A 12,243-nucleotide genomic window follows, 5' to 3' on the forward strand; every position below is an offset into this window, starting at 1 on the left:
GCTCCACAGGTCGCTAAAGCGAACCCCTAAATGCCTCCGATGGGCTTGTCGCGGGGCCTATACCCTTTCGGCGCGACTGTCTGACGTGGAGGATTGCGCCCTACACAAGCTTCGAGACGCAAAGGCTATCGCTTGGCGGCGGCAGCGCAAGATGCGCAGCTGGGCCGCGAAGCATCCCCGGTTCCTACTGTTAGCCTTTCCGCTTTGGGGTGATCCCCGGTCATTCGCTGAGTTACCGGAACAGAAGCTTTGGCCGCGCATTCTTGGCGTTTTCGCGCTTGTTAGCCCCCATCATCGATGCGCTACAAGCCGATCCAGGAAGTGGCCAGTCACTAGTTCAATGGGCAGAAGTTGCTGGCGTATCCTCTCGGACTCCTGCAAGACGCTGGGTTGCCGCTACTGGCCTGGGATGTTGTGAGTGGCGCCAGAGGCTGAAGCTTGCTGCGTCCCTCCCTCTCCTCCAGAGCGACTGCAAAGTTGGTGATGTTGCCAAGCGGCTGGGCTATAGCGGCCCCTCCCCTTTTATTGCAATGTTTCGCCGACTAACCGGCATGTGCCCAACTCAGCTGAAGAGCGCTGTCTAGATGCAACTTCACCTTGAGGAGAGGGCCCTTTGAACCTGGCTAGCCGAAGAAGCGTTCCCCGAACAAGGAGAACGGGCCTAAAGCGGCCCGTTTTCATTTGAACTGCAGCTATGCAATTGTCTTTCAGCGCTTGGTCGAGGTGTCATCCACGACCATGACCTCGTCAGGCTTCTTGCGAGCTGCGTACTCCGCCAGTACCACACCAAATACTGCCATCAAACCGCCACCCACGACCCAGGTGCTCAGAGACTCTTTGAGGACCACCACCGCAAGCAATGCAGTGACGATCGGGACGAGATTGAAGAACCCGGCCACGCGAGCAGAGCCCAGCCGATGCAGGCCGGTCATCCATGCCAACGGTGCCATGATCGAAGCGCCGATTGCTGCGAATGCAATGCAGCCGATGGCTGCGCCACCCTGGACGCCAGTGCCTGCGACAAGGAAAAGAGGTAGCAGCAGGATCGTTGCAGACATGGCTTGAAGAAACAGGGATTCGATCAGCGTTACGGGAATGCGCCACTTGTGCATCAGCAAATTGTAGGTGGCAAAAGCCAAAGCGCCCAGCAGCATCAGGGCGTCACCTTTGTTGATTCCATGGGAAACCAAGGCTTCAAAGTCACCATGGGACACTACCGCTATCACCCCAACCAAGGAGATGATCGAACCAATCACTGCGCCACCGCGGACTGCGTGACCCATGAAGATGCGCGACAAGGCAAGAGCGATCAACGGGATGAGTGCCTGGATAACGCCCATGTTGGTCGCAGAAGTGAAATGTGCGGCGTAGTACGCCAGGCATTGGAACATGACACCGCCCAAAGCACCGAGCACGAGGAAGCGTGCCCAATTGGCTTTCAGGACCGCTAGGTTCGACTTCAGGCGCGGCAGGGCGAATGGGAGCAAGATGATGGCCGCAGCAAGCCATCGCCAGAAGCTAATATCGACCGGGCCGACGGTCCCTGCAGCGAGCTTTGTAACGATGGTGTTGGCGCCCCGGAGAAGGCAGGCCAGGAGGGGGAGCAGGTAGTACATGGCATCCTCAGATACTGGATATCAACAGCCAGTAGCGTAGACTTGGCGGAATTTCGTTACATCCATAATTTGCGCCAATCTTCATCTTGAATGCGACATGGCAATGGACCCCGTCCCCTCGTTCAGCTCCATCCCTGGAGACATCTACGTTCGGCAAGGGACTTTGCCTCCCTCCGACTGGGATGCTCGTGTGCATCCGTGGGGGCAGTTCAACTATGTTGCGCAGGGTGTCATGGAGTTACAGGTAGGCGAGGACTGGATGGTGTCCCCTACCCACTATGCGATATGGATTCCGCCTGGTGTTCACCACTCATCCCGAAACCGTGGTGCGGTTGCTTATCGATCCGCATACCTTTCGGTCGGCGCGTCGGCGCAGATGCCCAGCATTCCGACTGCGTTAGCGGTTAGCTCGTTGCTTAGGGAGATCTTGGACGAACTGGCCCGTCGTGACATCGGCGAGGCCGTTAAGCCAGAAGACCGGCGACTCTCCGCGGTCGCCCTTGACCTGATTCTGGCCGCGCCGGTGATGTCGAGCTTCCTGCCGCTGGCCAGCGGTGACGTGCTAAAGCGGATTCTGAGCTATGCCGAGACCTCCCTTCAGGACTCTCCGTCGGCACTTGAGGTCGCAGAGCGCCACCACATTAGTGTTCGATCACTTGAGCGCTTGGCAAAGCGCGAGCTAGGGATGGGGTTCGGAGAGTGGCGCAGTCGGCTTCGTTTTCTGAGGGCAATTGATGCCTTGGGTTCAGACCGATCAATTACGCAGATTGCAGACGATCTGGGCTATGCAAACTCAACGTCTTTCAGTGAGATGTTCAAGCGACACTCTGGCCGGACCCCAGACCAGTATAGAAGGGGCCTCAGTCCGCTCCAGCGAGAGGTGGAGCCCTCCTCCCGCTGAATCGAGGCAGGCCTCGAAGCTGTTGGGTCAACCATTTAGCTGGCCCAGACAGTGGCCATTCGGATCGATGGATCATCCAGAGGGTGTCAACCACCGGAGATCCACAGTCAACCACCTCAATTGCGTCTTGCCGAGCGAAGGATTCACGGGCGTGTCGCGGAATGACAGTGAATCCCAGCCCGAGCGATACCGGCTCAAGGATGAGCGCAACCTGATTGGTGAAGCCGTGTATAGGAAGCGCGCGTACGCCTGGATTTCCTGGGAACTTGCGGGCGAGAAGGCGGGTGGCCATAGCCTGGCCATCTGGATGATCAACGAAACCCAACTTTTGAAGATCCGCCCAGCTGTCCGCGCAGGCACCTCTCGGAACTACCAGCTCAAGCGCCTCCTCGGTGAAGGGCTCAGCCCGCAGCCGAGGGTCATCCGGCCGAAGTGCAAGTAGACCCACCTCGTACTTCTTCTCCAGTACCGCCGATAGGATTTCTGGGTCCGGCGAGAAGCGATGACGAATGATCAAGCCGGGATGGGTGCGCTGGAAGTCCAGCAACACCGGGTAAAGAGCAAGGCCAACACTCCCGGGGGTTATCAGCGCAAACTCCCCCTGATCGCTGTCCGCGCTCGCGAGCTTGGCTTGAAGCCGGCGATCGGCCGAATCCATCTCTTGGCAGTACTGCAATAGAGCCATTCCCGCCGGCGTCAGCTCAATAAATCGTGGTCTGCGCAGAAACAGGGCACCCAGCTGTTGCTCAAGATGACGTACATGCTGACTGACCGCAGCCTGGGTGAGCTGCAGCTGGCCTGCGGCCCTGGTAAAGCTCCCGACCTCTGCGATAGCCCGAAAGGATCGGAGCCAATGCTCATTCAGCATAAGAATATTTTATCAATCTGATAAAAATGGATCAGATCATGGTTGAGTTGCAGGGTCTAATCTTGCGGCTACCCCTCTCTTCAGTGGTGTGCCGTGCCTGCCCTACCCCCTCCCTACCCTCGCGCCTTCTCCCACATCGGCCTGTCTGTTACCGATCTCGATGCCGCGGTTTCCTTCTATACAGAAGTCTTGGGCTGGTACCTCGTCATGCCGCCGACCAGGATTGCTGAAGACGAAAGCGCAATTGGCGTGATGTGCACGGATGTGTTTGGGCCTGGATGGGGCAGCTTCCGCATTGCACATCTATCCACTGGTGACCGGGTTGGAGTCGAAATCTTCCAGTTCAATAACGCCGAGCGTCCCGCGAACAACTTCGAGTACTGGAAGTCGGGCGTCTTCCACTTCTGTATTCAGGATCCGGACGTTGAAGGCCTGGCCGCTCGGATTGTGGCAGCTGGTGGAAAGCAGCGAATGCCGGTTCGAGAGTACTTCCCAGGGGAGAAGCCCTATCGGATGGTTTACATGGAGGATCCGCTGGGCAACATCCTGGAGATCTACAGCCACAGCTACGAGCTTACGTATTCAGCTGGCGCGTACGTCTAGCTCCACGCACACCCTCAGCCAGCTTTCGACTGCCAGGCAGTCCTCGCCAAACTGAGACACGACGGTACGGAGCAAGTGTCTCGGCTGTAGAAGTCAGAGGTCTGCAAGTTAGAAGCTGGCGAACGTAATTTTAACGATTCATCGGCGAGCCGCGCCGCTAGCCCTAAGGAGCATATGATGAAAATGAACGGCATTCGTTGGCCGGAAGGCTACCTTCCTGGTTACACCGAAAACTTTGTCTCGAATGAGCTGATCGTCCTCGGCCTTGCCGCAGCTGATGTTTGGCCGTTGCTTGAAGAGCCACGTCTGTGGCCGACCTACTACGGAAATTCAGCCAATGTGCGCTTCCACGATGGCGCCGGCCCTCTGTTGCGAAACGGGGATCGATTCTACTTTGAAACCTTTGGCTTCCCCGTGGAGGCTCAATGCGTCGAGCATGAGGCTCCTACCTCCGAGGGTCCGGGCCGGATCGCTTGGCATGGCTGGGCCGGTGAGCCCGGGTCTGCCGATCGACTTGACGTTCATCATGCGTGGATTGTCGAAGACCTTGATGGTGGCCGAGTGCGGATCCTCACGCAGGAGACGCAGAAGGGACAGCCTGCAGAAGCCCTGCGTCTGGCCAAGCCGAATCCAATGATCAATGGTCACCAGGATTGGCTGGACGGCCTGGTGGAAGCAGCTCGAGCCGCCAAGTCAACGTCCTAAGCCGGAGTAAATCCCCGTGCTTGCTCCTCTTGCTCTCCCCAAAGCCCCGTTTATGTCTGCCCTGTTTAGCCCATTCGAGCTCAAAGGTGTCACTCTTAAGAATCGTATCGCGGTGCCGCCCATGTGCCAGTACAGTGCGGAGGACGGCCGTATCAACGATTGGCATCTCAGCCACTATGCCGCGCTTGCGCGCGGAGGCGCTGGGCTCGTGATTGTCGAGGCTACCGCCGTGTCTCCGGAAGGACGCATCACCCCGGGATGTGCTGGCCTGTGGGGTGATGAGCAAATTCCAGGAATGGCAGCCATCGCTTCTGCCATCAAGCAAGGCGGTGCCGTAGCTGGCATCCAGATCGGCCACGCAGGGCGCAAGGCTAGTGCAAATCGGCCATGGCAAGGCGATGACCACATCGCAGCCGATGATCCCGCAGGATGGGCGATCCTTGGTCCCTCGCCGATCGCCTTTGGCGGCTCGCTCGATAGAGTTCCCAACGAGATGACGGTTGAGGACATTCATCGCGTTCAAGCGGATTTCGTCGCTGCAGCCAAGCGTGCGCTTGCTGCAGGATTTGAATGGCTGGAGCTTCACTTCGCTCATGGCTATCTGGCGCAGAGCTTCTTCAGCCCCGACAGCAACAAGCGGGAGGATCGCTACGGTGGCAGTGCGGAGAACAGAGCACGCTTCCTGCTGGAGACATTGGCGGCCGTCCGTAAGGTTTGGCCCGAGCATCTGCCGCTGACCGCGCGCTTTGGAGTTGTGGAGTACAACTCGCGCGATGGCCAAGCACTGGTCGACTCCATTGAGATTGGCAAAGAAATGCGAGAGTTGGGGCTTGATCTGCTCAACGTGAGCATTGGCTTCAGTGCTCTTGGTGGCCGCGTCCCATGGGGTACACAGGCGTTCCTGGCACCCCTTGCTGAGCGATTTGCTAATGAAACTGGGCTTCCGGTGGCCACAGGTTGGTGCATCGATGATCCACAGACTGCCGAGCGCGTTGTAGCGGACTGTCAGGTTGACCTAGTGATGATCGGGCGGGCCCACCTATCCAATCCGCACTATCCGTACCAAATGGCCATTGCGCTTGGCCAGGAGCTCCCAGCCAGCGTGCTACCCACGCCTTACAGCTATTGGCTGAGCAGATACAAAGGCCCGGGCAAGGCGTCGGCTCAATAGGAGCGAGCCAGCCCCCTCCTCCATCGAGCAATAGGGGCAAATGATCTGGCTCCCATCGAGAATCCCTAACGCCATTGCAAGCTGCTACCCCGCCTCAACACAGGCGGGGACAGGCACCATTAAAGTTGCTCCGCCTTGTCCGCCAGGGGTCACCGAAGCGGCTGCGTGAGCGAGACGGGATGGGAGGTCTGACTAGGCGCCGAAGAAGACTCGAGCTAGCGAGAGGCACTTGGCCGACGCTGCCTTGCCGGCATGCTCAAGCGCGAGCGCTCCGCCGCCGACAAGATGACCATCAGCACAAAGGGGTTGGCTACCTGAATCATGACTACGGACGTCTCTGAGATTGCACCTTGCAGCAGGAGAATCATCGGAATAGTGAGTAGGGCATGGAACAACACTCCCGCACCAACCAAAAGGGCTAGTGCTCGATAGCTCATACGACCCGCGCCAAAGGATGTGTAGATCATCCAAGCGCAGAGGGGGATGAAGATGATGATCGCAGTTAGCGTTCCCGCGCCGTAGCCGACCCCGAGAATCAGCGGGATCACGTGGAAGACAACGTTGATCATGATGATGCTGTAGATCGCATAGCCCCTTGAGCCAGGGCAAGGCTGGAAAGATTGAAGGCGGCGATCGCCTGCCCTGGGTGAAGACGCGTGGTGAGGACAACTACGCGATCTCAGAGCAAATCGGCTGGCAGGTCCATGTCTATGGACGAGCCAGTACTGAACTAAAGGGCTGGTGCGACAGCCGCGGCATGGCTCTTCGCGAGTTTACCTGGCACGAAGAACATGGCCGCGCTGGACGTCAGCAGGACGCTGTCTACGTTCTGCGGCCTGACACTTGGGTGGGATTGGCACAGCCAACGCAGTCCCTAGACGAGCTGCAGCGCTATTGGGATTCCCGCATGGGCAAGAGATTGAGCACGTGAGCGAGATGCAACCTAAGTGGAGTCGTCGCAAGGAGGCGCGGCCGCTCGAGATTGTAGACGCTGCGGTAGATGTTTTCCTTGAGAACGGCTTTGCTGCCGCAAAGCTCTCTGATATCGCGAAGCGCGCACGAGTCGCGAAGGGCACGATCTACCTCTACTTTGAAACCAAGGAAGAGCTGTTTCGAGCCGCAGCGCGCCAGTTGATCTCCACAAATCTGGAAGGCCTTGAGACGGCACAGGCGACCTTCGACGGGTCGATTGAGGAGCTAATCCCGACGCTCCTCCAGCGAGCGGTCTCATCAGGTGGCGATGCCCGCTTGTCTGCAGCATTGCGAATGGTGCTATCGGAGAGCCGAATGTTTCCTGAGCTTGCGAGGATCTGGCATGACGAAGTTGCATCTCGCATGATCCGGCTGGTGGCAAGCGCTGTCGAGCGGGCGCAGGCCAAGGGGACCGTCCGCGCCGGCGACTCAAATCTCATGGCCTTTTCAATCATGGCTCCGATCGTAATGGGTGTGCTGTTCCACGAGCTGTTCGGGACCTCGAGTCCGCATGCACCTGCGCTGGACAAACTTGCGTCCCAGCATGCTTCAATGATCCTTCATGGCATCACTGTGGATGCGATGTAAGCCGCCCTCACGGAGTTGTTAAGGGTTAGGCCACATCTATCCCTCCATGATTGAGATCAGTTGTCCTAGCCCTGCGACTTCGAGGGTGATCGTCTGCCGGCCAGAAGCAGATTCAGCGCGGCACAATCCTAGCCAGCGCATGCGCCCAAGGCATTGCTACTTGAAGGATGGGCAGCCATTGGCAAGCCACCAGCAGGCTACCGTCCTTCGTCGCCCCATGCGCACCGTCACGCAGTTCGAGCAGGGCATCCGGCCCGGGTTAGTCGTCCATCCCGCTGCAGACGATCAGGTCGAAACGACCCGTCGGCCACTCCTGCAGTTTCTGGGCGCAGGCCGCCGGAAGCGATAGAACGTTGAGTGTCGGTCCGAGGGCTGGCGCACCTCGTAGCCGCTGCCTCGATATCCCCCCGAGAACCGCTGGCCGAACGCAAGCGTCAGCGCCTCCACGCTCAGCACCACGTTCCAGATCCTTCGTGGCCCCACTTGCCGCTTCGCTTCCTGCGTTACGACGGCCAGCGCAACGGCCCCGATGACCGCGGACTGGTACCGGAGTTCAGGCACCACTCGCCGAGCTCCCGCGCGCCTGCGATCAGACGAAGACCTCATCGAGCAGGTCCCGCAGCGCGCCGTTCAGCCTCGGGTCGCCCTGTCCCTGCAAGGACAGGTACAGCGACAACGGGTCCACGACGGTGCCCGCGCCACCCAGGCGGGTGGAGTACGCCCAATGCTGCACGTCTGCATAGCCCTCGCCGGCCACGGGAAACCATTCCGGCTCCGGATGCCGACGGAAGCAGTCTCGTCCGATCGCAGCGATCGGACGCGATGGCGCCGCCAGTTCGGTGAGAACGGACAGGCCGGTTTCTCCCGCAGCACGACAATGATCGGCCAGCAGCATGTCCAAGCCACTTTTGCCGATGCAAGTGGTGCGCAGCACCGGCGAGCGCAGCCGCGGCAGCGCGACCGCCCACAAGGAGCGGCGCGCTTTCAAGAACCGTAGCTTCGTCTCCCGCCCCTCGCGCTGGGCGCTGACGAGGTTAGCCGCCACCAGTTCACGGGCGACCCGCGAGGCAGTCATGCGTGAGTAGCCTGCCTCGCGCGCCAGGTCGAGCGGCACCCACGGGACGCTGCCAGGGATGCCGCGCTCCTCCAAGTCGGGCCGCAACAGGGCCGCGATCAGAACCGCTTGTGCCGGATGGCTCAACCGCTCCCCAGCGGATGTGAGCACCCTTGGAGACGAATCGCGCTCGCGTAAGCTCATCAGGAAGCTCGGAGCGAACAGTTGGCTACCAGGCACAACGAAATCCACCCGAGACTCGATGAGCTTGGAGCGAATGTAGGGCGAAACGCCGGAGAGCACGAGAATGACCCTCAAGCCGGCCTTTTCCGCCAATCGATGCACCTGCGCGATCAGCCGCAAAGGTGGCAACGGTTCCGTCTGCGCCGGGACGGTGGCCAGCAGCACCCTGTGGCCGAGCAGGTCAAGCTCGGCCAGGCCGAATAGGGTGGCGAGGAAGTGGGGTAAGCCGCGCGTCTTGGAGCTGGGCCAGGGCTCGAGCTCACCGACCATGTCGGGTAGTAGACCCTGAAGATAGCGGGCTGCGGCGTCGAGGTCGTTCATAGCAGCGAATGTAACGGAGGTTCTTTACCGTAACAAGGCGCGGTGACAGTGAAACTGCTCTGTTACAGTCCAGTGCACCAGGCCCCTGCTACATCGCCAGGCGAGTTCCCCCGTTCAGACGCCAGCTACTCCCTCCGACTCCGCACGATTTGCCGGATAGCCCTCGGCAGTGGATTACTAGAGAGAGGTTTGTGACTATTACCGCGTAGTTGTAACGAACAGCATTTGCATGGGCTATTCATTAGGCAGCACGATTGTGTCGTAGTTGAAGTCTCGAGGCCGCTGACCGGTTGCCTTGATTGCTTCTTCGACGGCTCTATCGAGCATGAGCAGGTACTTTTTAACGATCTCGCTCCCCCGCCCCTTTTTCATCTCTTCTTTTCTCAGAAAGAGTTCCTGGATCTCCTTAAGTGCACTCACAGCCGTTGCTGATTGCTGCAGCGCAATCGCCAAGGATCGGTTCGGCACGTCAACATAGTTGACTGAATCGAAAGCCTTATGAAGCTGGGTCAGATGCGCCAAGATCAGCCGGGGGCCGCCGAATCCTCCCTCGAACTGCGCCAGCATCAGTGTCGCTGGAAATCGCGCATAGGAAATCAGCTCTATGAGGGACTGTGTGACCTCCCGTCTCCTGACTCTGGCGTGCCAAAGGGGGATCAGTCCCGCGGCGATGATGGCTGCGATGCTGCCGATCGCTTGCACCCACGCCGGCCAGTCAAGCGCTAACGTGGCGGATTTGGGACTCGGCTTGCTCATGAGTGCCCAAGTCAAGACGGCTCCTGCGGCAAAGGTCATCACAGCGACCACCGCCCAATCTCTGTCAGTTCTTCCCTGCTTCATGGCGTTCCTCCTCCGGCGTGCTGGTTTCTACCGTTCGTACGGGGCCTGTCGCGCCGTGCTCTCGGGCGCGGTCGAGGATGAACTTTGGGGGGGGGCGTGTACGTCCTCCAAGTCTTTCGGGGAAAGAAGCCTTGATCGAATGGATGGCCTCAAGTCTTAGATTTCCTGCTATTGGGTTCTTGTGTCGGCTCGCCCACTCTTCTGGGCGCGGTGCGGCGTGGCTTGCTTTGCCTGCTTGGCGTTGCCGTGTTCGCTCTCCCTTGTCGGAGTGCCTCGGTAACTTGCCGAGTGGTTTCCTTCAGTGACGTCAGCTGCGCCTCCAAGCCATCAGCCCGCGCGTTCACGCCTTCCAGTCGGCGCAATGCCTGTTGCTCGCGGTTGGCAGCAGCAATGGCTTGTTGCTCGCTCTCTCGCAATGAGGTGGCCAAGGCCATGCGCTCCCGCCCCCACTCCTGCTCGGCTGACCGCAACGCCTGGCGATGCCGGTCAACCTCCGTATGGGCACGATCCTCCACTGCCCTGACGTGCGCCTGGAGCGCCCTCCTCTCTTCTTCGTGAGCGGCCGCGGCCTCGCCCAGACTGCGGCGTACGGCATCCAGTTCCTGCTCGAGTCGCTCCGCCCGTCCATAGGCTCCATCGCGTTGGCGCAGCAGGTCTTGTACTTGTGCCGTCATCTGGGAGACCTGTGCCGCCAACTGCTCCGCGGTGGTGGCGGCGGCCTGAGTCTGGACCTGAGCCTCCCTTTCGCGCTTCTGGCTGGCCTCAATCGCCAGCGTCAGGGCCACCCGGTCCTCCTCCAGCAGGCGCTCGCGTTCCTCCAGTGCGTGCCTGGTCGACTCCAGCTGGGTCTGAGCGAGCTCGCCGGCATCCTGCAGCGCGGCCTGCCACAAACGCTGGCTCAGGTGAGCTACCCGCTCTGGGATGCCTGGAACCGCCGCCTCAATGGCGCGCTGGCGCAGGCGAAAGCCTACGGTCTGCCACCAGGTCTCCAGCCAACGCGTGACGGTGTTGGGCGAGCCGGTGCCCAAGTGGGCTCGGATTCGCTCGACGGTGGGACGTTCGCCGGCGGCGATGATGTCGTCCGCTGCCTGGTGCACATCCAGTTCGCTGATGCCCTTGGCCATTGGGTGTCCTTCTGCGGAACGGTGAGAATTGGCAGGCCATGTCTGATAAGGCATATTTATCAGATGTAGCTCAACCTAATCATAGTGCACAATACATAGTACATATGAATAATATCACTGCTGCGTCAGGGGAACTCGTTTCGGGGCTGGTTCCGGAGCGGCTGGCCACTTCCGCCGCAGAAGCGGTGCGAGACATCCTGCAGGAGGCCGAAGCGCCTAACACCATTCGCAGCTACGCCGGCGCCCTGCGCTATTGGGCGGGCTGGTTCGAAGGGCGCTATGGCAGGCCCATCGCCCTACCCGTCCCCCCGGCGGCAGTGGTTCAGTTCATCGTGGATCACATGGGGCGCTCAGGCGATTTGGGGCTTCGTTGGGATCTGCCTGCAGACTTGGATAGTGCCTTGGTGCATGCGGGCCTGAAGAAGAAGCCTGGGCCGCTGGCGTTCTCCAGCCTGGTCCACCGGGTGGCGGTCTTGTCGGCGGCCCACAAGCAGGCCCGCCAAGACAACCCTTGCGAGGATCGCGCCGTGAGGACCCTACTGTCCAAGGGGCGCAGGGCTTCTCACAAACGAGGCGAGCGCCCGGCCAAGAAGACCGCGCTGTCAGCCGCAGATCTGCGCGCAATGGCGGCCACCTGCGACACCTCGCTCAAGGGGAAGCGCGATCGCGCCCTGCTCTACTTTGCCTTTGCTAGCGGCGGGCGCCGCCGCAGCGAAGTCGCCGAGGCGACGGTGAATCACCTCACCCGACTGCCCGAAGGCGGCTACACCTATCGCTTGGATCACGGAAAAACCTTGCAGTCCGGGCCAGTGGTTGGCAGCAGCCCCGACAAGCCCATCCTGGGAGAGGCAGCCACCGCACTGCAGGACTGGCTGGACATGGCCGAGATTACCGACGGCCCCCTGTTCCGGCGCGTCTGGCCACGGTCATTGGGCGGCGCGCTCAGCGGCAAGGCGGTCGCCGCCATCGTTAAGGACCGGGCGCGGTTGGCCGGTCTGGACGGGGACTTTGCCGGCCACAGCCTGCGCTCGGGCTTTGTTACCGAAGGTGCGCGGCGTGGGGTGGCCCTGCCGGCGCTGATGGCGATGACCGATCACCGCTCCGTGGCCAGCGTGATCGGATATTTCCAGCAGGGCGGCGTCGGCAGCAACCCCGCCGCGCGCCTGATGGATGAGGACTGAGCCTCCGGCCCGAGCGGCCAGCAGTGCGCGTTGAATGTGCCCCGCTCGGGCCCTAT

13 protein-coding genes are annotated in these 12,243 nt (G+C 60.4%); 8 read left to right on the plus strand and 5 right to left on the minus strand.

The window, feature by feature from the left end; genetic code table 11:
* Positions 1–707: 707 nt before the first annotated feature.
* Positions 708–1,616 (minus strand): DMT family transporter, encoded by a 909-nt coding sequence (locus M1L61_RS11395; protein WP_248854744.1) that lies wholly within the window; start codon positions 1,614–1,616, stop codon positions 708–710.
* Between the two features lie 97 nt (positions 1,617–1,713).
* Between M1L61_RS11395 and M1L61_RS11400 the strand changes: the two genes are divergently transcribed.
* The 5 genes from M1L61_RS11400 to M1L61_RS11420 all read left to right on the plus strand — a co-directional run bounded on the left by M1L61_RS11400 (position 1,714) and on the right by M1L61_RS11420 (position 5,864).
* A complete protein-coding gene (locus tag M1L61_RS11400; RefSeq protein ID WP_043033503.1) occupies positions 1,714–2,517 on the plus strand; it encodes a helix-turn-helix transcriptional regulator in 804 nt (267 codons plus the stop codon).
* Positions 2,518–2,668: 151 nt separating this feature from the next.
* On the plus strand, positions 2,669–2,959 hold the full coding sequence (locus tag M1L61_RS11405) for a hypothetical protein (protein ID WP_049402761.1): 291 nt from the start codon (positions 2,669–2,671) through the stop codon (positions 2,957–2,959).
* Positions 2,960–3,478: 519 nt separating this feature from the next.
* Positions 3,479–3,988, plus strand: coding sequence for a lactoylglutathione lyase family protein (locus M1L61_RS11410; RefSeq protein WP_033836000.1), 510 nt, complete (start codon positions 3,479–3,481; stop codon positions 3,986–3,988).
* Between the two features lie 177 nt (positions 3,989–4,165).
* Positions 4,166–4,693, plus strand: coding sequence for an SRPBCC domain-containing protein (locus M1L61_RS11415; protein WP_223224789.1), 528 nt, complete (start codon positions 4,166–4,168; stop codon positions 4,691–4,693).
* Between the two features lie 52 nt (positions 4,694–4,745).
* Positions 4,746–5,864: an NADH:flavin oxidoreductase/NADH oxidase gene (locus M1L61_RS11420; protein ID WP_049402762.1), complete on the plus strand. Its 1,119-nt coding sequence runs from the start codon at positions 4,746–4,748 to the stop codon at positions 5,862–5,864.
* Positions 5,865–6,079: 215 nt separating this feature from the next.
* Here the strand turns inward: M1L61_RS11420 and M1L61_RS11425 are convergent, their stop codons facing one another.
* Complete coding sequence (locus M1L61_RS11425) at positions 6,080–6,433, minus strand: hypothetical protein (RefSeq protein ID WP_043033501.1); 354 nt, start codon at positions 6,431–6,433, stop codon at positions 6,080–6,082.
* Positions 6,434–6,459: 26 nt separating this feature from the next.
* Here M1L61_RS11425 and M1L61_RS11430 point away from each other — a divergent pair, with 26 nt between their 5' ends.
* Entirely contained in the window at positions 6,460–6,795 is a 336-nt protein-coding gene (locus M1L61_RS11430) for a hypothetical protein (RefSeq protein ID WP_043033500.1), read from the plus strand.
* Between the two features lie 5 nt (positions 6,796–6,800).
* Entirely contained in the window at positions 6,801–7,424 is a 624-nt protein-coding gene (locus M1L61_RS11435; protein ID WP_043033616.1) for a TetR/AcrR family transcriptional regulator, read from the plus strand.
* A gap of 589 nt (positions 7,425–8,013) precedes the next feature.
* On the opposite strand, the gene M1L61_RS11440 is transcribed toward M1L61_RS11435, so the two are convergent.
* The 3 genes from M1L61_RS11440 to M1L61_RS11450 form a co-directional block, all read right to left on the minus strand.
* Entirely contained in the window at positions 8,014–9,042 is a 1,029-nt protein-coding gene (locus tag M1L61_RS11440) for a hypothetical protein (protein ID WP_049402763.1), read from the minus strand.
* 234 nt (positions 9,043–9,276) lie between these two features.
* The gene (locus M1L61_RS11445; protein ID WP_033836002.1) at positions 9,277–9,882 is read right to left on the minus strand and encodes a hypothetical protein; all 606 of its coding nucleotides are present in this window, start codon (positions 9,880–9,882) and stop codon (positions 9,277–9,279) included.
* A gap of 149 nt (positions 9,883–10,031) precedes the next feature.
* Complete coding sequence (locus M1L61_RS11450) at positions 10,032–11,006, minus strand: DNA-binding protein (RefSeq protein WP_049402764.1); 975 nt, start codon at positions 11,004–11,006, stop codon at positions 10,032–10,034.
* A 104-nt stretch (positions 11,007–11,110) separates the two neighbouring features.
* On the opposite strand from M1L61_RS11450, the gene M1L61_RS11455 reads away from it, so the two are divergent.
* Positions 11,111–12,187: a site-specific integrase gene (locus tag M1L61_RS11455; RefSeq protein ID WP_049401586.1), complete on the plus strand. Its 1,077-nt coding sequence runs from the start codon at positions 11,111–11,113 to the stop codon at positions 12,185–12,187.
* Positions 12,188–12,243 lie beyond the last annotated feature (56 nt).

The sequence above is a fragment of the Stenotrophomonas sp. NY11291 genome (genome assembly GCF_023277365.1).
GTDB lineage: Bacteria > Pseudomonadota > Gammaproteobacteria > Xanthomonadales > Xanthomonadaceae > Stenotrophomonas > Stenotrophomonas geniculata.

Coding starts and splice junctions, on each gene's coding strand:
- M1L61_RS11425 (WP_043033501.1), bottom strand. CDS start 6,433: ATGATCAACGTTGTCTTCCACGTGATCCCGCTGATTCTCGGGGTCGGC.
- M1L61_RS11400 (WP_043033503.1), top strand. CDS start 1,714: ATGGCAATGGACCCCGTCCCCTCGTTCAGCTCCATCCCTGGAGACATC.
- M1L61_RS11420 (WP_049402762.1), top strand. CDS start 4,746: ATGTCTGCCCTGTTTAGCCCATTCGAGCTCAAAGGTGTCACTCTTAAG.
- M1L61_RS11455 (WP_049401586.1), top strand. CDS start 11,111: ATGAATAATATCACTGCTGCGTCAGGGGAACTCGTTTCGGGGCTGGTT.
- M1L61_RS11440 (WP_049402763.1), bottom strand. CDS start 9,042: ATGAACGACCTCGACGCCGCAGCCCGCTATCTTCAGGGTCTACTACCC.
- M1L61_RS11435 (WP_043033616.1), top strand. CDS start 6,801: ATGCAACCTAAGTGGAGTCGTCGCAAGGAGGCGCGGCCGCTCGAGATT.
- M1L61_RS11415 (WP_223224789.1), top strand. CDS start 4,166: ATGAAAATGAACGGCATTCGTTGGCCGGAAGGCTACCTTCCTGGTTAC.
- M1L61_RS11445 (WP_033836002.1), bottom strand. CDS start 9,882: ATGAAGCAGGGAAGAACTGACAGAGATTGGGCGGTGGTCGCTGTGATG.
- M1L61_RS11395 (WP_248854744.1), bottom strand. CDS start 1,616: ATGTACTACCTGCTCCCCCTCCTGGCCTGCCTTCTCCGGGGCGCCAAC.
- M1L61_RS11450 (WP_049402764.1), bottom strand. CDS start 11,006: ATGGCCAAGGGCATCAGCGAACTGGATGTGCACCAGGCAGCGGACGAC.